Annotated in this window: 21 protein-coding genes and 1 pseudogene; 19 read left to right on the top strand and 3 right to left on the bottom strand. The window is 52.3% G+C overall.

What is annotated here, in order from left to right:
* Positions 1-27 precede the first annotated feature (27 nt).
* The 11 genes and pseudogenes from F556_RS32960 (at position 28) to arsC (ending at position 10,800) form a co-directional block, all read left to right on the top strand.
* Positions 28-825: an ATP-binding cassette domain-containing protein gene (locus F556_RS32960; protein WP_020614943.1), complete on the top strand. Its 798-nt coding sequence runs from the start codon at positions 28-30 to the stop codon at positions 823-825.
* Between the two features lie 44 nt (positions 826-869).
* Complete coding sequence (locus tag F556_RS0100650; protein WP_245583022.1) at positions 870-1,700, top strand: ATP-binding cassette domain-containing protein; 831 nt, start codon at positions 870-872, stop codon at positions 1,698-1,700.
* A 36-nt stretch (positions 1,701-1,736) separates the two neighbouring features.
* Positions 1,737-3,380, top strand: coding sequence for a nickel ABC transporter substrate-binding protein (locus F556_RS0100645; RefSeq protein ID WP_020614941.1), 1,644 nt, complete (start codon positions 1,737-1,739; stop codon positions 3,378-3,380).
* A 2-nt stretch (positions 3,381-3,382) separates the two neighbouring features.
* Entirely contained in the window at positions 3,383-4,162 is a 780-nt protein-coding gene (locus F556_RS0100640; protein WP_040715624.1) for a class I SAM-dependent methyltransferase, read from the top strand.
* Positions 4,163-4,168: 6 nt separating this feature from the next.
* The gene (locus tag F556_RS0100635; protein WP_020614939.1) at positions 4,169-4,918 is read left to right on the top strand and encodes a class I SAM-dependent methyltransferase; all 750 of its coding nucleotides are present in this window, start codon (positions 4,169-4,171) and stop codon (positions 4,916-4,918) included.
* 214 nt (positions 4,919-5,132) lie between these two features.
* Positions 5,133-6,134: an ABC transporter substrate-binding protein gene (locus F556_RS0100630; protein ID WP_020614938.1), complete on the top strand. Its 1,002-nt coding sequence runs from the start codon at positions 5,133-5,135 to the stop codon at positions 6,132-6,134.
* A 153-nt stretch (positions 6,135-6,287) separates the two neighbouring features.
* Positions 6,288-7,895 carry an AraC family transcriptional regulator gene (locus F556_RS32955; protein WP_020614937.1) on the top strand — a complete coding sequence of 536 codons (1,608 nt, stop codon included), beginning with the start codon at positions 6,288-6,290 and terminating at the stop codon, positions 7,893-7,895.
* A 41-nt stretch (positions 7,896-7,936) separates the two neighbouring features.
* Positions 7,937-8,527, top strand: coding sequence for an AAA family ATPase (locus F556_RS0100620; RefSeq protein ID WP_020614936.1), 591 nt, complete (start codon positions 7,937-7,939; stop codon positions 8,525-8,527).
* 97 nt (positions 8,528-8,624) lie between these two features.
* Positions 8,625-8,951 carry an ArsR/SmtB family transcription factor gene (locus tag F556_RS0100615; RefSeq protein ID WP_020614935.1) on the top strand — a complete coding sequence of 109 codons (327 nt, stop codon included), beginning with the start codon at positions 8,625-8,627 and terminating at the stop codon, positions 8,949-8,951.
* Positions 8,952-9,066: 115 nt separating this feature from the next.
* Positions 9,067-10,358, top strand: a pseudogene (locus tag F556_RS32950) (arsenic transporter).
* 19 nt (positions 10,359-10,377) lie between these two features.
* A complete protein-coding gene (arsC, locus tag F556_RS0100605) occupies positions 10,378-10,800 on the top strand; it encodes an arsenate reductase (thioredoxin) (protein ID WP_020614932.1) in 423 nt (140 codons plus the stop codon).
* A gap of 56 nt (positions 10,801-10,856) precedes the next feature.
* Here the strand turns inward: arsC and F556_RS0100600 are convergent, their stop codons facing one another.
* Positions 10,857-11,630 (bottom strand): effector binding domain-containing protein, encoded by a 774-nt coding sequence (locus F556_RS0100600; RefSeq protein WP_020614931.1) that lies wholly within the window; start codon positions 11,628-11,630, stop codon positions 10,857-10,859.
* Between the two features lie 57 nt (positions 11,631-11,687).
* Entirely contained in the window at positions 11,688-12,665 is a 978-nt protein-coding gene (locus tag F556_RS0100595) for a helix-turn-helix transcriptional regulator (protein WP_020614930.1), read from the bottom strand.
* Between the two features lie 103 nt (positions 12,666-12,768).
* Here F556_RS0100595 and F556_RS0100590 point away from each other — a divergent pair, with 103 nt between their 5' ends.
* The 5 genes from F556_RS0100590 (at position 12,769) to F556_RS0100570 (ending at position 16,538) form a co-directional block, all read left to right on the top strand.
* Positions 12,769-13,185, top strand: a complete 417-nt coding sequence (locus F556_RS0100590) for an Rrf2 family transcriptional regulator (RefSeq protein WP_026297020.1) — start codon at positions 12,769-12,771, stop codon at positions 13,183-13,185.
* A gap of 107 nt (positions 13,186-13,292) precedes the next feature.
* Positions 13,293-14,150 carry an SDR family oxidoreductase gene (locus tag F556_RS0100585; protein WP_020614928.1) on the top strand — a complete coding sequence of 286 codons (858 nt, stop codon included), beginning with the start codon at positions 13,293-13,295 and terminating at the stop codon, positions 14,148-14,150.
* A 351-nt stretch (positions 14,151-14,501) separates the two neighbouring features.
* Entirely contained in the window at positions 14,502-15,125 is a 624-nt protein-coding gene (locus tag F556_RS0100580; RefSeq protein ID WP_020614927.1) for a nitroreductase family protein, read from the top strand.
* 31 nt (positions 15,126-15,156) lie between these two features.
* Positions 15,157-16,104, top strand: coding sequence for a ring-cleaving dioxygenase (locus F556_RS0100575; protein ID WP_020614926.1), 948 nt, complete (start codon positions 15,157-15,159; stop codon positions 16,102-16,104).
* Positions 16,101-16,538 carry a MarR family winged helix-turn-helix transcriptional regulator gene (locus F556_RS0100570; RefSeq protein ID WP_020614925.1) on the top strand — a complete coding sequence of 146 codons (438 nt, stop codon included), beginning with the start codon at positions 16,101-16,103 and terminating at the stop codon, positions 16,536-16,538. Before F556_RS0100575 ends, F556_RS0100570 begins: the two co-directional genes overlap by 4 nt.
* Positions 16,539-16,552: 14 nt before the next feature.
* Here F556_RS0100570 and F556_RS0100565 read toward each other — a convergent pair whose 3' ends face one another.
* The gene (locus F556_RS0100565; protein WP_020614924.1) at positions 16,553-17,374 is read right to left on the bottom strand and encodes a helix-turn-helix domain-containing protein; all 822 of its coding nucleotides are present in this window, start codon (positions 17,372-17,374) and stop codon (positions 16,553-16,555) included.
* Positions 17,375-17,535: 161 nt separating this feature from the next.
* On the opposite strand from F556_RS0100565, the gene F556_RS0100560 reads away from it, so the two are divergent.
* The 3 genes from F556_RS0100560 (at position 17,536) to F556_RS0100545 (ending at position 20,301) form a co-directional block, all read left to right on the top strand.
* Positions 17,536-18,345 carry a phytanoyl-CoA dioxygenase family protein gene (locus F556_RS0100560; protein WP_020614923.1) on the top strand — a complete coding sequence of 270 codons (810 nt, stop codon included), beginning with the start codon at positions 17,536-17,538 and terminating at the stop codon, positions 18,343-18,345.
* 293 nt (positions 18,346-18,638) lie between these two features.
* Positions 18,639-19,319, top strand: coding sequence for a stalk domain-containing protein (locus F556_RS0100550; RefSeq protein ID WP_020614921.1), 681 nt, complete (start codon positions 18,639-18,641; stop codon positions 19,317-19,319).
* Positions 19,320-19,449: 130 nt separating this feature from the next.
* Complete coding sequence (locus F556_RS0100545) at positions 19,450-20,301, top strand: SPL family radical SAM protein (RefSeq protein WP_020614920.1); 852 nt, start codon at positions 19,450-19,452, stop codon at positions 20,299-20,301.
* Positions 20,302-20,317 lie beyond the last annotated feature (16 nt).

The raw sequence follows: 20,317 nt of genomic DNA, 5'->3' as shown, positions 1-20,317 counted from the left end.
TAACGGGTGAGAGGAGGTCAGAATCAAGTGACTCCGGGAAGAGCCTTACTAACCGTCAATGGCTTGCAGATCAGTTATCATCAGCAGGGTCAACCAGTCACTGTCGTACATGACGTCAGTCTTCAGGTCCGTGCAGGTCAAATTGTGGCTCTTATCGGTGAAAGCGGCAGCGGCAAGAGTGCCACCGCCTTATCCATTCTTGGATTGCTCGGTCATGGTGGCCGCATAGAACAAGGGGAGATCTGGCTGGGTGAGCATAATTTGCGTAGGTGCTCGAAACGAGAGTATGCCCGGCTGCGGGGCAAAATGATGGCGGTCATTTTTCAGGATCCGATGAATGCATTAAACCCCTTAATGACCGTGGGCAAGCAGATTCTGGAGTCGGTTAAGCGGCATAGCGGGCTGCGAGGCCAGGCAGCACGACGATCGGCCCTTCAGCTCATGCAGCGTGCGGGCTTGGAGAATTCCGAGAAGCTGTATCACCAGTATCCATTCCAGCTTAGTGGAGGGATGTGCCAGCGTGTCATGATTGCTATAGCGCTGGCCTCGGAATCCAGATTACTGATCGCCGATGAGCCTACGACCGCACTCGACGTATCGGTTCAGGCTCAAATTCTGGACGAGCTGCGGCGGCTAAGGGATGAGGAGGGACTTGGCATTCTGTTGATTACCCACGATTTTGGCGTTGTCGCCGAGCTGGCTGATGAGGTCTATGTCATGCGGGACGGCCGAATCGTAGAGTCCGGGTCGGTGTACAACGTATTCGAGCGCCCCGCTCAGGCGTATACGCAAGAGCTGCTCTCAGCAGCAACAGCGGTAGACTGACCCAGCTACATAGAAGACAGGTGACAAAGGAGGGGGAATTGAAGGTGTTGGAAGCGATCGGCCTGTCCAAAGTTTACAATCCGCGTCATTCCTGGCTTGGCCGCTCAGGCAGGGAGCCCGGCTTGACCGCCATCGACGGGGTGTCCCTATCGATTGCACCGGGTGAAAACGCCGCATTGATCGGCGAAAGCGGGAGTGGCAAGAGCACCTTGGCACGGCTGCTGCTTGGCCTGGAAAAACCGACGTTCGGCCGTGTGCGATATCGGGGAATCGACTATACGGATCTGCGGATGAAGGACATGCGCGGCATCCGGAGCAAGCTGCAGATGGTTTTTCAAAACAGCTATGCTGCCTTCAATCCGATGTTCACCGTAGCACAGATTATTGATGAGCCCTTGCGAAATTATGATTGTGATTCTGTTGAAATGCGAACACAGCGAATAAGAGAGGTACTCGAACAAGTTGGCCTGGCAGCTTCAACAGCTCACAAGTATCCGCATGAGCTGAGTGGCGGTCAGCTGCAGCGCGTAGGGATTGGCAGGGCTTTGGCACTGCGCCCGGAGCTGATCGTCTGCGATGAGCCATTTTCCAGTCTGGATGTAACGATTCGCAAGCAAATGGTGACACTGCTGCAGGAATTGAAGGACCAGCTCGGCTTGTCCTATCTGTTCATCAGTCATGATCTCTCGCTTGTCCAGCGGTTCTGTGACAGTGTGACCGTCCTGCAACGCGGGCGTATTGCAGAACGATATAGCAGTGTGCACCTGCTCAAGCATTCCAGTCATCCGTATACTCGGCAATTACTCGCAGCGGTGCCAATCCAACATCCTGCCCAGCGCAAGACGCCACTGCAGGTGCAATCAAACCATTACTAGCCCAAGAACAACACATATAGAGGAGCCTACTGTACAATGAACAACATGTTGAACCGATCCCGTCGTTTATTTTTAGCTTGGGTACTACTCACATTAGCAATTGCGCTGGTGCTTGGCGCATGCAGCAATGCCACAACTCGGCCTGAGGAAACAAGTGAGACTGCATCTTCGGAACAGACAACCCTCACCGTCGCCATGACATCGGATGCAGGTATCGACCAATTGGATGCCGGGGCGTACAACGGTTCCATGCATGTGCAGGCCATGATTTACGACAGTCTGGTGGAGTACGGAGAAAAAGGCGAAATTGTGCCTGGCCTGGCTGAATCATGGGAAATCTCAGAAGATGGCACAGTCTATACGTTTCATTTGCGCCAAGGGGTTACATTCTCGGATGGCCTGGCCTTGAATGCCGAAGCGGTTGTCTTTTCCTTCGAACGCTGGATTCACGATCCGGCCAACTCTCTTCAAATCGCAACTGCATTGGAAGCCATCGAAGCAGTGGACGAGCATACTTTCACAATGACGTTTAACAAAGCCTATTATCCTTTTTTGACGGAGCTGTCGTTTGCACGGCCCGTCCGAATACTCAGTCCGTCTGCTGTTGAACCTGCCGGGGATGTGAATGGCGAGTTTATTCAGGCCGTGGGTTCAGGAGCCTGGATGGTCGAGAGCTATGTGCGTGACCGCGAAACCATCCTGGTGCCCAATCCTCATTATTGGGGCGAGGCACCTGAGGTAGACCGGATCGTCTTGAAGGTCATTCCAGATCCACAGTCCCGCGTCATGGCATTGCAGAGCGGCGAGGTGGACATTGCCGGTACACAGCTGGGCCGCCTGCCTGTTGAGAGTCTGCCGGTGATAGAGGGAGACGATGCTCTGGAGCTACTGTCCGCGGAAGGAACCAATTCGCATTTTATGATCTTCAATCCCGCTGTGACTGCCTTGCAGGATCTCCACGTGAGACAAGCTGTTAATCTGGCGATTAATAAAGCAAGCATCGTCGAGGATCTGATGGATGGTGTCGGACATGAGGCAAAGGGCTTGTTCCCGCTAACCGTCCCCTATGTAACGGAGACCAACCAGCAATGGTACGGGTACGATCCCGAGGAGGCGAGACAGTTGCTGGCTAAGGCCGGATATACGGACGCCGATGGGGATGGAGTCGTTGAGAAAGACGGTCAGCCGCTGACACTCAATCTGGTTCTGCAGCAAGCCGAATTCCCGGAATGGAAAGCGATCGGCGAGCTCATGCAATATGAGCTGCAGGAGATTGGCATTGATTTGAAGCTGCAAATGCTGGAGCCTAATAGCTATTATGATGCGTTATGGACGACCAAGGCATATGATTTGATCCTGTACCGCACGTACGATGATGCCTATAACCCGCACTCGTTTCTGCTATCCCTGTTCCGCAAGACGGCAGATACGCCGGCCGTCGCTTGGTCTGACAGGGAGCTGGAGGCGCTTATTGATACCGCTGTAGGCTCAACGGATCTGGAGGAGCGTCAGGCGACGTATGATGCGATCTTTGCGAGAATGTACGAGCAGGCGATGTTCGCTGCAGTGTATTATCCGGAAGAGATCGTCGCTGTGAACCAACGGGTATCAGACTTTGCCTTCGGGCATTCCACCTTCCGTCCGATTCTCTGGCAAGAGCTGAAGGTTGGTGATCGTTGATGATGCTGAAATCCATCTCTTCGTATTGGACATCGAGTGCTGCAGGTTATGATCAAGTGATCCGCAATCAATTCGGCAGCCCACGCACCGTCGCTTTCTGGCAGAGCCTTCTTGCTGTAGAGCTCGGTGATCGGACAGGCCAGCAGGTAATGGATGTCGGTACGGGTCCGGGCTTCTTCTCGATCCTCCTCTCCCGAATGGGGCACCGGGTGACTGCAGTGGATGCCTCCGAAGGGATGATTCAGCGCGCGCAGTCTAATTTTCACGAATATGGTTGTCCAGTTCATGCTTATGTCGGTGATGCTGCGGATCTCAGCCGCGAAGCGGATAACAGCTACGATGTCATCGTCAGTCGCGATGTCGTCTGGACGCTGCCGGATCCAGAGCGAGCTTATGCCGAATGGCATCGAATCCTGAAGCCAGGCGGCAAGCTCATTATTTTTGATGGAAATTATCTGTATCAGGATCGGCGGACACCGATTCGCACGTTATGGAAGGGACTCTCATGGGTATTGATTCTGGTGACAGAGAAGCGAATCCGGCGGCGCAGCAAGCAAGACGAGGGGCTGTTGCGAGAGCTGCCCTATACCCAGGTGCTGCGTCCCGATGCCGATGAACAAGCGCTGGCAGCCGCGGGTTTTGGAGGGGTCCAGATTCAACGAGGGTTTATGCCTGCTGGCGCAATGCCTATGCATTATCTTAAATATGGTCACCAGAATGCCAACCGTTTCAAGATTATGGCTGTGAAACCGCCAGTCGAAGATAAAGACGAGAAGGAGTGAATGTCCATGGGTATGAAAGAAGAAGTCGCGACGTATTGGGAAGGGGAAGCGGAGTTATATAGCGAGGGCATCCGGGCAGAATTGGACGGATTTGAGCGGAAGGCGTGGCTGGCGTTGATTCAGGAGCATGCCCCGCAAAGAAAACAGCTAGACGTGCTGGATGCGGGCTGTGGACCAGGTTTTTTCTCCGTCATCTTAGCCTCCGCAGGTCATCGCGTGACCGGGATCGACTGTGCAGCACATATGCTGGGTGAAGCCAGAGAGCATGCAGCACGAGAAGGAGTAGAAGCGTCGTTCCGACAGATGGACAATCATCAGCTGGACTTCGCGGATGACAGCTTCGATCTGATCGTCTGTCGTAATGTGACATGGAGCCTGGCGGAGCCCGAACGCGTCTATCGGGAATGGCTGCGGGTGCTCAAGCCGCAAGGACGTCTCCTGATTTTCGATGCCAATTGGAATCGCCATCTGTGGGATGAGGACATGAAGAGCCGCCATGAAGAGGACCAGCAAGCCTACCGTAACCGGGGCTGGGGTGAACCGCCGCATCATGTGGATACGCAAGAGACGGACCGGTTGAGCCTGCTGTTGCCACTCACGCATGAATGGCGGCCGGCATGGGATGTCCAGGTGCTGGAGAGCTTAGGTTGCCGGCATGTGCATGTCCTGGAAGATCTGAATGCCCGTGTCCTGGGTGAGCGCCAACAGGTACTTAGCCGATCCACGCCGATGTTCATGATTTGCGCAGAAAAATAAATGCGACGGGGCAGTCCAGACTTCGGTGTCTTACTGAAGATTTGGACTGCTTCGTCTCATTGCGCTTTGCGTTTGTATAAGAAATGCGCTTCGTTTGTGTATTGTGAGACCTGAATCCTGTCTGCTATAATGCTATCACATGGTATGAGAATGATTATCAATATCTTTTGGCATACCGGTATTTTATAGCTATAAGGTAGAGGTGGAGAACATGATGAAGAAAAAAGCAGGTCTGATCTTGGCAATGAGCCTTATCCTCCTGACGACTGCAGCTTGCGGCACAAACGAGGGTAAACCTGCGGAAGAGTCAGCGGACAATCAAGCAGCTGCAAGCTCCAATGAACAGGCGGAGCAGCCCGAACCAGCGGCGGAAAGCAAGGAGGATGTACGAATTCTTCAGGATGAGTTCGGTGAGGTACAGGTGCCTGCACATCCGGAACGAATCGTTGCTCTATATCTGGAGGATTACCTGTCGATGCTTGGTGTTGAACCTGTGGTGCAATGGTATCATCCCAACTGGGGGCAGCAGGATTACCTCGACTTGGATGTGCCCTTATTCGATGCCACCAGTACCCCGGAAGCGTGGCTGGAGCTGGCACCTGACCTGATTATCGCGGACGGCGCGATAGACGCTGACACGTATGCCACACTGTCCAAAATCGCACCAACCTATCGGCTTCCTGAAGCCATTCTGTTGGAGCCTGAGGCCATCCTGACACAAATCGCTGACGTGCTGGGCATACCAGAGAAGGCCAGTGCAGCGATCTCGGATTATAAACGGACGATGGAAGAAACTTCGGAGCAGCTGCAGCAAGCGGTAGGAGAGGAAACGGTGGCGGTCGTCCGGCTTAATGTCGGCGATAAAACCTTGGCGCTATTCGGTATGAACAATCGCTATACGGGCAACATCTATCATGAAATGGGATTAACACCGCATCCTTGGGCGAGAGATATGGAGGGCTTCCAGGAGGTATTGTCAGATGAGGCGATTGCCGACTTGGACGCAGACCACATTATCCTGTTCCCTTCCGATGGTTCCTGGGAAGACGAGACGAACAAAGATGCGGTACAATGGCTGGATCAGCCGCTCTGGCAGTCCCTTCCTGCTGTCCAGAACGAGCACGTCTATATTATGGGTCGCACCCATTGGCAATCCGGGGGCATGACCGCGAATCTGCTTAAGGCAGAGGATCTGCTTCGTGTCATGACGGAATAGTAGTAACGATAAATTCAAAGCTCCGAACGTGTACATACACGTTTTGGAGCTTTTTGAACGTTTTCCACGAGTTAGGCTATTGTCGGGTATTCAGGCTTGCTGTACACTACGAAGTGAGAATAATTATCGCCGGGAAGCTAGAGGAGAACAGCTATGAATCAGGTCAACCAGGGACAAAAGAACAAGGCAGCCATGCGCTGGTGGGGATGGACAGGCGTTGATTATACGGAATGGTCCGGTAAGAGGGTTCACTCTGAAACTGGACAGAGCAACAGGGCAGCATATGTGCTGATCAGCGTGGCAGCTGGTTGCGGTCGTCTACAGTATGGTGAGCAGGACCTGCCCTTGACTAAAGGAAGCTGTTTTATTATGAACACCAAGCAGAGTTACCGGTTATCTGTGGGAACAGAAGGCCTTTCCTTTCACAGGCTGTTCTTTATTCCCCTCATTCCAGCTGATACAATCAGTACAGACCTTGAAGAACTGCCCCCATTTCCTGTTGCTGGAGCCCTTGTATGTCATCGATTTGCCCGCTGCTCCGAACTGTTGACCGAGCTAGTTCGTTTGCGAGAGTCCTCCGATTGGCATGAACAGCTGAAGGGGCAGATGGTGTTCAGCGAGTTGATCATGCTTTTGCTTGAAGATCAAGGGCAGTTGAATGCGTCGGGTAGCCGCCAAGCGTTCCAGGACAGTCTGGATTACGTTAACCGTCATTATGACCAGCCGGTGACCGTAGATGAACTGGCGTCAATGGCTGGAATCAGCCGCACACATTACACCCGTTTGTTCAAGGAAGCCACAGGACAGCTACCTTTGGTTTATCTGAACAACCTGCGCATTGGACAAGCCAAGGAATTGCTGAGCTCTAGCAAGGACAGCATGCACGCAATTGCTGCGCACGTCGGCTTCAGCAATGAGTATTATTTTGGCCGCCGCTTCAAACAGACCGTTGGCGTATCGCCTGGACAATACCGTCGGAATCACCGGGAGATCCCGCGCATATTCTCTCCCTTTCTGGAGGACTATCTGGTTGCGCTTGGTCTTAAGCCGGTTGCTCAGATGTCGCATTCCAAATGGGGCAAGCAAGACTATCTTGGCTTACTGGGCGTCTCGGAATACAAGGTCGATGCTGCTGTCTCCGAGCAGTTGAGGGACCTGACGCCGCATTTCATCGTATTGGATGAAGGGGCAGAACGTTGGGGGCTGGACGCCTGTACCCTGTTGGCGCCGACCTTGCGGATGCCGTTCTATGGCGAGGATTGGCGTGCAGCCTTGCACATGATGGCAGACCAGTTCGGCAAGAGTGATGTGGCAGAGCGGGTCATCCAGCAGTATCAGGCGAAGGCTGATAGTGCCCGCGATCACCTTCGTGTGCGAACAGCCGGTCAGACGGTAGCTTTGCTGCGCATTTCCGCTCAGCGTGTATGTCTGTATGGCGGGCCCTCGCAAGGGTATGCGGGCCCTGTCCTATATGATGATTTGGCTCTGAAGCCAGCCATGCTTGTGGAACGATTGGCGTCTACGCAGCGCCGGGTTGATCTTACCAACGAACAGCTTGCGGAGCTGGATGCCGACCATCTGTTCATTACCTTCGACAAAGAGGAAGGGGAGGGCAGGGAGCTGCTGGAGACGGAGCTCTGGCGCAGTCTGCCTGCTGTTCAGCGCGGGCAGGTGTATGAGGTGGATTTTCTCAGCTGGATGAACTACGGGGTTCTGTCACACAGCCGCAAAATCTCGGATGTCTTGCATGCCTTGGGCTAGGACGATAACAGGGTGACTATTGGGGGAGGGGGCGGTTTGTCATGATTATATGGTTAAATGGAGCCTTCGGATCAGGGAAGACGACGACTGCGTATGAGCTGCAACGACGGTTGCCAGACTCCTATGTGTATGATCCTGAGAATATTGGCTATTTCATATGGAAGAACACGCCGCGTTCGACGCACAAATCAGATTTTCAGCACTATAATCAATGGCGGAGCTTCAATGCTGAATTGTTGAGGTGGATGGCTCGCGAATATGAGGGCATCCTGATTGTCCCGATGACCGTAACCAATGCCCAATATTATGAAGAAATAACTGCCGCTGCTGCAGCACAAGGGACGCCCATCCGGCATTATATCCTCTACGCGAGCAAAGAAACGCTAAACCGGCGGCTGAGCAAACGGCTGGAGCGCGCCAACAGCTGGCCCAGAGCCCAGATCGACCGCTGTATCCGTGCCTTTAACGAAACGCTGACAGAGGAAAAAATTATGACGGACACAATGAATATCCGTGAGGTTGTGGAGGAGATCGCAAGCCGGAGCGGCTTGACGCTCCAGCCTGACAATCGTAATCGTCTGCGTCGCGGTATGGATCGGCTCCTTGTGATGCTCAAGCATATCCGCGGTTAAATGATGGGTCTGAGCAAGGTCGAACGTAATCTGTTCGACTTTTTCGGAGGTCCGGATTATAATTTTGAATAGGATGAAAGGAAAGGAGGCGCTGTGCATGCATACATTGGATACAATGGCGGACATCTTCAAGCTGCTCGGCGACAAGACAAGGCTGCGAATTGTTGGTCTGCTGAAAGAACGGGAGCTCTGCGTATGCAACATCGTCGATATTCTGAACATGTCGCAGCCCAGCATCAGTCAGCACCTGCGCAAGATGAAGGCGCTTGGTTTGGTTCATGAGGACCGGAGAGGCAAATGGACCTACTATTCACTCAACCTGGAAGATAAACCATATGTTCAGGCAATTCTTACGAGTATTCCTTCACAGGCATCAAGCATTGAATGGTTGGACCAACAGGAAGAAATTTCGGTATGTGAGTGAGCAGGCGTTACAGAAAAATAAGGCTATTCCGCGACCAATAAATAATCATTTACTTATATGATTATATGAGTATAATGAATGAAGTAGATTGCTAGATTTATAGCTGGAGGGACTTATGGTCATCATTGCATCCATTATATTCATTGCGACGCTAGTCGTCGTTATCTGGCAGCCCAAGGGGCTAAACATTGGCTGGCCTGCAGCGGGAGGTGCCTTGCTTGCACTCTTACTCGGCGTCGTTAATCTGCAGGATGTTCAGGATGTGACGCTGATCGTCTGGAATGCTACGGTGGCCTTTATCGCCATTATTCTGATCTCGCTGATCCTCGATGAGATCGGCTTTTTTGAGTGGGCAGCTTTACATATGGCACGTCTGGCTGGTGGTCATGGCTTGCGTATGTTTATCTATGTCATCCTGCTAGGGGCGCTGGTCTCGGCTTTCTTCGCCAATGACGGTGCTGCGCTTATCCTGACGCCGATTGTGCTGTCTATGGTCCGGGCGTTGAAGCTGGACGATCGGATGATTCTGCCCTACATTATGGCCAGCGGGTTCATTGCAGATACCGGATCACTGCCGCTTATCGTCAGCAACCTGGTCAACATTGTCTCGGCCGATTACTTCGGCATCGGTTTTCTCGAGTATGCTGGCCGCATGATTGTACCGAACCTGTTCTCCGTGGCAGCCAGTATTATTGTGTTGGTTGTGTTCTTCCGCAAGCAGATCCCGAGAAACTACGATGTCAGCCAACTGCAAGCCCCTCGTGAGGCCATCAAGGATCCTCGGCTGTTCCGTTTATCTTGGGTCATATTGGCCCTGCTTATGGTCGCATACCTCGTTAGTGAATTCATACATATGCCAGTTTCAATTGTGGCTATGATTGTAGCAGTTCTATTCGTATTGGCCTCACGCCGCAGTCGGGCGGTGGAGACGAAACGCGTCATCAAGGAAGCACCATGGTCGATCGTTGTGTTTTCCATTGGCATGTATGTGGTTGTCTACGGGCTAAGAAATGTCGGACTGACGGACCAACTGGCTCTGCTCATTGATCGAGTCGCGGACCATGGACTGCTGGTGGCCACGATGGGGATGGGTCTGATCGCGACCCTGTTGTGTCTTTTATGAACAACCTCCCAACTGTCATGATCAACGCGCTGGCGATCCAGAGTACGGGTACGGATGGCATCATTCGGGAAGCACTCATCTACGCCAATGTCGTCGGGTCTGATCTGGGGCCCAAGATTACGCCGATCGGCTCTCTGGCGACGTTATTATGGCTGCATGTCTTATCCCGCAAAGGGGTCAAGATTACGTGGGGTTATTACTTCCGGGTCGGGGTCATTCTGACGGTACCAACCTTGCTCATCACATTGGGCGGATTGGCCTTATGGCTGTGGATTATTCATTAATAAGGAAGGCGGGAATGGTATGGGAAAACCATTGATCTATTTTTTGTGTACAGGCAATTCTTGCCGTAGTCAGATGGCAGACGGTTTCATGCGCGCCATGGGCGGCGACAAGTATGAAGTGCGAAGTGCGGGGTTGGAGGCTCATGGTCTCAATCCGAGGGCAGCGCTGGTGATGGAGGAGGCAGGTGTAAATATTGATGCGCACACCTCCGATGTCATCGATGAAGCGCTGCTGAGCCGGGCTGATTACATTATCACGCTCTGCGGCCATGCCGACGAGCACTGTCCGCACGTACCTAATAAGGCAGCCGTTCGATGGCATTGGGGGTTCGATGATCCGGCTAAGGCAATAGGAAGCGAGGAAGAGATTATGGCCCAATTTCGGTTGGTTCGGGACGCCATCCGTTCACGCATAGCTGTTTTTTTAGAGCAGGGCTCATAATGTGTTACAACGAACGAAGAAGGAGGCCAAATCGGTCTCCTTTTTCGTTTCATTATTTAAGTCGAAGGAACAGGGGCAATGGCAATATAGATATCGACCTGCGCATCCTCGGCATTCACGCAGCGGTCATCATAACGCTCAAAATCTCCGGTATACGTGCGGACGAAGGACGTTTCGGTTTGCCAGCGCCAGATGGCCTGCCAGGTCTCAATGACCACACGCGTTATCGGCCCTCGGGCTGAGGTGAACACAGCGTAAGTGGATTCAGGAAGCTGTACAATGGACCACTCCGCAGGAACTGGAGCATTGGCATCTACTTGTTGGCCAGCAAGCACCGTGTATGCACCAGCAATGCCGTCCTCATAGTCGGTGTAGCATCCATAGACAACCCCCGATTCCAGCGATGTAATATGCTTCTGTACCGATTGTTCATAGCTTGCCCATAGCTGCGGGATTGCGGCTTGTGCGGTCTGCTCGGCCTGATTGCTCGTTCGCACCGCCAGCCCTGCAAGCGTCATTGGACCCAACTGTACGAGCTCAGGCACCACCGGCGAGAATGGGGCCGACGAACCGGATGACCATCTCCGCAAATGGGGCAGCGCCCCTTGCAATATCTCCCGGGCACGCTGCTCTTCCAGACCATCCTTCACCAGATGCGGGACACAGCTCTCCAGCATTTGCTCCATCGTGATGTCCGGCTGGATAAAGGCGCCATCCCGATAGCAATACACGCAATACTCGCTTGTCTTAGTGCCATCAGCTTCTGTTCCCCATACGGCTTCGTCGTTGAGTGGCATCGAGCAGCTCTGACACCATAGCGTTTGTTCCATTATGAATCACTCCTTGATCTGGGATAGACCCAGTATAGAACAGGGAACTAGACAACCTCATGTCATGTTTCCATTCGATGATTCATATATTCGCGTGATCGCAGCGGCCTGGCTGCGGATCAACTCGCGCAGATGGGGAGGATGCAGCACTTCGACGTTATCTCCGAAGCTGAGAAGGAAGCCATAGAGCCAGCGATCCTCGGGATAGGCGACGGCCACATCCAGCTTGCCCGGGACATTTTCTACCAACACTTCGGCTCCGAACTGCTCCTCGACCAAATGCCTGATCCTCGTATGGAATCGTAAGGTCAGTGAAATGACATGATCCGCCCGGCTCCACTCCTGATCCCAGGGCTGTGCGCCGATGGTGAGCGGACGGCGGGTGAAGGTGGCTTTCTGTATGGTTAGTTCCTTCATACGCATCAGCTTGAACAAGCGAAACTCCTCTCTTGTCTTGCAGTACGCGTACACATACCATTGTCTTCCCTTCATGAGCAGGGTATGGGGTTCCACGCACCGGGAAGTCACTTCGCCTTGGGAGCTGCTGTATGCAAATGAAACCACGCGCTGCTTTTCAATCGCTATACGAAACTCCTCCAGCCGTGCCTCCAACGGTTCGGACATCCCCCAAGGTGAATAATCCACTAACACATGATGGCTCTTGTTCCGGAATTCCTCCATCCGGGCGGGAGCTATGATACTGCTGATTTTCTCCAGGAGCATATGATTGCGGTGCCCGTCGTAGGTGGTGGCGACACTCCGAAGGGCCGTTGCAATGGCAGCATATTCATCATTGGTCATGAGATTGCGATCCAGCCGGTAGCCTTCTTCGATACCGATGCCGCCTCCTGCACCTTGATAGGTGACGATGGGAATGCCAGCTTGATCAATGGCTTCTACATCACGATAGATTGTACGAACAGAGACCTCGAAGAGGTCGGCCAGTTCCTTGGCCTGCACCATCCGTTTGTTCATTAAGAGCACGACAATGGCCAATAAACGGTCCAGCTTCATCCAAGTTAACTCCTCGCTCATACATGGTTCCTCTTAGCATAGCACAGCATAGAAGAGGGAGAAATTCAAATGTTGACTTTTATTTGCGTAGTAACTATAATGGTTACAACGGTGGTGATGACTTGTGAAACAAATTAGTACTCGATTCTCTATGGCCATCCATACGCTGTCGCTGATCTCGATGAACCCTAATGATAGCACGGGCGATTATATCGCGGCGAGCGTGAATACGAATCCTGTCGTCATTCGCCGGATCATGGGTATGCTAAAGAAAGCGGGTCTGGTTGAGGTTCGGCCAGGTATTGGCGGTGCTTCGCTGCGAAGAGATCCGGAATCAATCACGCTGCTGGATGTGTACCGCGCAGTTCATGCAGCAGATGAGGACCAATTGTTCCGCGTGCACACCGATACCAATATTCATTGTCCGGTAGGACGCAACATTGAGCGTGTGCTGCAGGAGGAACTTCAGGCCGCGCAATCCGAAATGGAGCGGCGGCTGGAGCGAACAACCCTGGCGAAAGTGATACATCAATTTGAATAGAAGCTCTTTTTGAATCTTGGCGAAGAGAAGAGCTTTTATCTATAGATTTGTTGTAACTATGTCGGTTATAACATATGTAGTAACAACCAAAGAGGAGGAAGTATACAATGAAAATTTTAGTTACTGGTGCAACAGGACATTTAGGTGCAAAAGTCGTCGATTCGCTGCTTGCCAAGGTCTCTGCTAGTGATATTGCAGTTAGTGTCCGTAATCCGGAGAAAGCGGAAGCGCTTCGGACGAAGGGGGTAGAGGTACGTCAAGGCGATTTTGACCAACCCGCTACACTTGACGCTGCTTTTGCTGGAATTGACCGGCTCTTGATCATCTCCGCGGATGGAGACAACGAGACCCGGATTCGTCAGCATGGCAATGCGGTTGATGCTGCTGTACGGGCCAAGGTGGGCTTCATTGCGTATACGAGTCTGGCTCAGGCAGATGTCAGCACGAATCTCATGGCGCCGCCACATCAGGCGACAGAGCGTGCGATCCGCGAGAGTGGCATTCCGTATGCCTTCCTGCGCAATAACTGGTATCTGGAGAATGAGCTGGGCTCCATTCAAGCGGTCCAAGCCGGGGCGCCGTGGGTTACGTCCGCGGGATCTGGCAAGGTCGGCTGGGCATTGCGTCAGGATTATGCTGATGCGGCTGCAGCTGTATTGACTGGTGAAGGGCATGACAATAAAACGTATGAGCTATCGGGTCCGCTGTTGACGCAAGAAGAGCTGGCCGCAGAGGTGGGCAAGGTGCTTGGCAAGGATGTTTCGGTTCAGCAAGTCAATGATGAAGCGTATGCCGATATTATGAAGCAGGCCGGTCTCCCTGACTTTGTTCTGCCCATCGTCGTAGGCATCCAGCAAAGTATCCGCGAGGGCTCGCTAGCTGTAGACAGCAGTGATTTTGAACACGTGCTGGGGCGTCCCGTCACACCGATTCAAACCGCATTGCGTCAGCTAATTGAAGCCTAGAATTTTATCAGGCTGTTGATAAGAAAAGCCTACAGTCACGGATCGATCTTCCGATCGCTGTTGTCCCCAGATTTCTTTGGTTTTACCCCTTTTAGGGGTGAAATCCGGGGACAAAGGCGAACGCTTCGCAGCGTATGCTTCCGAAGTCGCTTTCTTTCAGAAAGCGTTGACCAGATTCGATTCCGTGCCTCTCCGGCCTTAAATCAACAGTCTACGATCAGCCTCTGCGCATCTAATAGCGTGGAGGCTGTTTTTTTATGAAGTAGGGGAGAAAAGAATCTATTGACAAGTATCTTGAAATCATATATCTTAAATTCAAGATAAATAATTCACCGCCAGGGGGCGCATCCAATGGAATTCACTGAACTTGTAAAAACAAGACGTTCTGCTGCTAAATTTATTCCCGATTTGTCGATACCGCAAGAAGTGCTAGACGACATATTCCAGCTCGTGAAATATACGCCGTCTGCGTTCAATCTTCAGCATGCCCGGTACGTGGTGGTCACGGACCCATCGGTGAAGGACAAAGTGTATGAAGCAACCGGAAAACAGCATAAAGTAAAGACTGCATCCGCAGCGATCTTGGTACTGGGTGACACCCTGGCTTATCAGGAAGCAGGACAGATTAACGAAGGATTGATGCATCTTGGTATCCTCAGTAAGCAAGAATATGATTTGACTATCCAGTCCGTCACCGATTTCTACCTCCAGCGTGGAGAGACCTTCATGCGAGAAGAAGCGATTCGCAATGCCAGTCTGTCAGCCATGTCGTTCATGCTGATTGCCAAGGACAAAGGCTGGGACACTTGTCCGATTATAGGCTTCAATCCCGAGCAGATGAGACAAGCGCTAAACGTACCTGATCATCTGGTCCCCGCCTTGCTCATCGCCATTGGCAAAGAAGATACCACCAGCGGACGTCCCCGGGGCTATCGGAAGCCTGTCGGCGAATTCGTCACAACGAACAGCTTCTAATCTAACACTGGTTAACAAAGGAGAATGAATCATGCAAACAACAGGTATTCACCATATTACGGCTTTTGCAAGAGATCCACAGGCTAATGTCGATTTCTATGCCGGGGTGCTGGGTTTGAGACTGGTTAAGCGCACGATTAATTTTGATGCTCCAGAGGTTTATCATTTGTACTTCGGTGACCAGGCGGGCAACCCCGGTACCATCATCACGTTCTTCCCTTGGCCTGATTCCCGCAAAGGTCGGGTGGGCGGAGGACAAGTCGGCATCACGACCTATGTGGTTCCAGCCGGAGCCCTACCATTCTGGGAGGAACGACTACAGCGTCTGGGCATCTCGGTCATGAAGGCAGAACGCTTCGGGGAAGCCTATCTCCAATTCTCGGATAATGAGGGGCTGCGGCTGGAGATTGTCGCACGCAGCGAAGGGGCAGAGAGTGAGTGGTCGTTCGGAGGCATACCCGCAGATAAAGCAATCAAAGGCTTTGGCGGAGCTGTTCTATTCAGTACGAAGTCGGCACAAACCATGTCCGTACTAGAGGATGTCATGGGATTAAGGAAGGTTGGCAGTGACCAAGGCTACACCCGATTCCAAGCGACTGGAGACCTTGGCAATCTCATTGATGTACCGGAATCGGACATGGAGTGGGGCGCGGGTGGTGCAGGGACCGTCCATCACATCGCCTGGCGGGCGGACGACTATGAGCAGCATGAATCATGGCGCTACGAGGTGCAGCTAGCCGGCTACCAGCCGACGCCAATCATTGACCGGCAATATTTCAACGCCATTTATTTCCGCGAGGCGGGAGGCATCCTGTTCGAGATTGCCACAGATCCACCAGGCTTCGCTCATGATGAGCCGGCGGATTCGCTGGGAGAGAAGCTCATGCTGCCAGCTTGGTATGAGAAGGCGAGAGCGGAGATTGAAGCGAATCTGCTGCCGATCGAGGTGCGGGAGTTGGATAAAGGAAGCTCATCATGAGTTCCTCCCAAGAGCTGTCCCTGAAGCTGTTCGTTGTCCTCTCCAAGGTCCATAAAGCGATGATGGATCAGGCAGTCCAGGATATGAAGCGTCACGGCTTATCTTCAACAGAATTCATGATTCTGGAATTGCTGTATCACAAAGGCCCCTCACCGCTGCAGCAGATCGGCGATAAAGTGCTGATCACCAGCGGAAGCATCACGTATAACATTGACAAACTCGAGAAAAAAGGATTGCTGCGCCGTGCGCCAAGCGCAGCAGACCGGCGGGTCATCTATGCCGAGATGACCGACGCGGGCAAGCTATGGATGGATGATGCTTTTCCGCTGCATGCGCAGGCGCTAGATGATGCCATGGGAGGACTTTCTCCCGAGGAGAAGCTGCAGACGATCGATTTGTTGAAGAAGCTGGGTCAACACGCAACCGAAGATTAGAAGACTTTCAATGTCTATTGATTACCAGTGATGCCTTCCAGTCGTTTCTTGTACGCTGACGGACTCTCCCCGTACCACTTTTTGAATTGCAGAATGAAGTGGTTGTAATTATGAAAGCCTACTTCATAGGCAACCTCAGAAGCGGTACGGTCCGTATGCTCCAGGTATAAGGCAGCCTGTCTGATGCGCATCCGGTTCAGTGTGTCGATGATCGAGGCTCCGGTCGACGCTTTGAACATGTGGGACAACCGCGAGGCAGAGAGGCCGACGGTGCGGGCCAGTAACTCGATGCGAACAGATTCACGCATATGCAGCGTCAAATAATGCAATGTCTCCTCAATCCGGGGATCGAGCTTGCGATTGCGGCGCTGTGCCAGCAGCATCAAGATATCCCGGAGCGAGCCCATGGCCAGCTCACGCCAATAATCGGGACGCTCTCGCAAGTCAGAAATCATATGGCGAAATGCGCGATACACGCGTTTGCGCACTTGTCCACTTTCCAACTGCTGAATCGTCAGCGCGTCTACCGGCAGCAGCGAAGCCTCCAGATCCCGTGCTGAGAAATGCGCCCATACGAATTGCCAGCTCCCACCTGCAACTGTGCCGTATTGATGCGCCGTACCCGGCTTGATGAGCGCCACCTCGCCGGAACTGCAGAAACGCTCTCCATCTGATGTCCGCACATAGCCCTGACCACCCAACGTGTACAGAATGAGCCAATCTTCTCTGCCAGCAGGCCGCTTGGTCACATAGCTGTCATCCTCTTGAAAATGACCCGCAATAACAACGCCATCCATAGAGCCGTCTGTGGAGATGTGGCCTTCGCGTAGATTCATGGTTTTCCTCCTCACTGTACTTAATGAATTGAGCATACCTTATCCCGATCAAAGAAACCAGAGCAGCAGCAGGATTGTGTGATTGTTTAGCATGATTCATACTGTTATCTCCTGCAATTGGCATCTATACTGAAGCCATATCGCAGGAGAGGAGCAACACCATGACCTATCAATTGGCAACCCTTACGGAAGAGCAAAAAAGACAATTTGAAAACGAGGGATTCCTCATCGTAAAGGGATTGTTCACCAGTGATCAGCTGGAGGATATCAAGTCTGAATTCAAGACACTGAGCGAAAATAGCGTGCCCGGGTATTTTGAACCGGATATTAGTCCGGAGAACAGCGACCCCTTGAAAAGGTACCCGCGCGTGATGCACCCGCACCGTTTTAACGAGAAGGCCAAAAACTATATGCTGCATGAGCCGGTCCTGCAAGTTCTGCATGATCTCTACGAAGAGGAAGCGCTGGCTGCGCAAAGCATGTTCTATTACAAACCTCCAGGGGCACGCGGCCAGGCGCTGCACCAGGATAATTTTTATCTAAAGGTCGAGCCGGGCAACTGTATTGCCGCCTGGACAGCGGTTGATGCGGCAGATGAAAATAATGGCGGCCTGCTGGTCGTACCTAAAACACACGATTACGATATTGTATGTCCGGATGCCGCTGACGCCAAGGAGTCGTTTACGACCCATTACGTCAAACCACCCAAGGATCAGAAGGCAGTGCCTGTCGTCATGGATGCGGGAGATGTGTTGTTCTTCAACGGTAATCTGATTCACGGCTCGTATCGTAATCGTACACAGGACCGGTTCCGTCGCGCATTTATCTGTCATTATGCCAATGCTTCGGCGACGCAAATCGGACAACATTATCAACCCCTGTACCGCCCGGATGGCTCGGAAGTACGTCTGATCGAAAATCCCGATGGAGGTCCATGCGGTGTCGAATTTGAAGCCCTCTATCCACATTGAGACGATGCCGCCCAGATTGGAAGTCCTGATGTCGTGGTGGGGGATGACGGGGCTGGATGATGGAGACACGTCTGCCCTTTGTATGTGAGCTGGGACCACCCCCTTATGCGATAACAACCATCGACCACTCAGGTGTAGCCTTGGAAATCGGGGACCGATGGCAACAATCGCTAATGCTGCAGAAGCTCGCGAGAAAAATCTGGAAAGGTTTGGCCCTTTCGTTGGATGCATAAATGAGGAAAAATAAGTATACTTATACAAAATCCTTATTAGCGAGAGGGGAAGTCGGACAATTGAAGAAAAAAATCGTCTCTGTTGTAGCTGGCGTGACGGTACTAGTGGGAGTGTTCGGAGCTGGTGTCTATGCAAGTCCGCATCTACAGGAAATTCGGGCTTATCTGAACAGTGAGTTGAAGATCCGAGTGAATGGACAGATTCAGCAGCTTAATGACAGCTCAGGACATAATGTCCTGCCGATTACCTACAATGGAACGACCTATCTTCCCGTACGTGCCGTATCGGATGTTCTGAACATTAACGTTCACTATGACCAAGCAGCCAAAGAAGTCGTCCTTGGCGAACGGCTGGAAGGCGTCGCTTTAGTCGAGGAGCGTATCCATCAGACACAACTTCGCACGACGGACCCTGCACATACGACATATGGTGGACGCAATTATGGCGAAGTGATTTACAGTCCCGCAGGGACCAATGTCTTCACTACTTTCTACGAACCTCGAGGCAAATATCAGAAGATCTACATTCAGGTCGCTGCATTGGATAAGGATATCGAATCCGTTGAGATTAGTGATCATGAAGAAAAGCTCGTGCTTAAGCGTCATGGACTAATCACACCGCAGGACGGGCTGGTTACCATAGAGGCCGATATTACAGGGACACAAACGCTGGTCGTCAGAGTGAACAAAGATCGGAGCGGCGGCTATTTTATCCCGTTGACAACTTCATACTATAAATAAGACTCTTACCAAAAGGCTTCTGGGAATTATTCTCGGAAGCCTTTTTGTCGTTGCCTGATTGATATGGAACAAATGTTCGTATATAATAAGAGGAACGAATTGAATTCTGTTCACAAAAAGGTGAGTCCATATGCCAACGATCTATTCAGATAAGCAAGCCAAAACCATTCTTAGCCGAGCCAGTGGCTACCTGGACACCGGTTTTACGCACTCCTTGAACCCGTACAGCGGTTGTGCCTTCGCTTGTCGTTACTGCTATGTTCGTGAAATGCCGGTCCAAACGTTCAAGGATGAACCCTGGGGGGATTGGGTGGAACGTAAAACCAATGCCGCTGAGCTCTATGTACAAGAAGTCCGTCGATTGCGCCGCAAGAACGAACCTGTGCGTTTGTTTATGTCCTCTGCAACAGACCCTTACCAGCCGATTGAGCGAGAGGCTAAATTGACGAGACAACTCTTGGAAGCCATGCTGGATGCGCCACCGGATTTCTTGCAGATTCAGACCCGCAGCCCACTAGTTGGACGTGATCTGGATTTACTGATCCTATTGAACGGGCAATGTCAATTGCTCGTATCGCTCACGGTAGAGACGGATCGGGAAGACATGAAGCGGTTATTTGCGCCGCATGCCCCCGCCATCCAGCAGCGCCTGAAGACGCTCACTGCGTTGCACGATGCGGGGATCACGACTCAGGCGGCATTGTCGCCCGTTTTACCCTTCACGCCAGCATTTCCAGAGCTGCTTCAAGGGATTGTTGACCGGATCTGGATCGACACACTCCGAATCGGTGACGGTACCATGGGGCGGCGCTCCAAACGTCTTGGCATGCCTGAGCTGTTCGCCCAAGAGGGCTTGGAAGCCTGGTACGCCGAGGATATCCACCTGCGCATCGACCGTTATTTCCGCAAGTTCTTCCCAGATCAGATGATCCGCTTGTCCAAGACAGAGGCGTACCCCGATGAAACCTCTGGGAGTAGATAGGAAATTTGTGGTTCGG

This window comes from Paenibacillus daejeonensis DSM 15491 (genome assembly GCF_000378385.1).
Taxonomy (GTDB): Bacteria; Bacillota; Bacilli; order Paenibacillales; family Paenibacillaceae; genus Paenibacillus_D; species Paenibacillus_D daejeonensis.
This window is presented reverse-complemented; position numbering and strand designations above follow the sequence as displayed.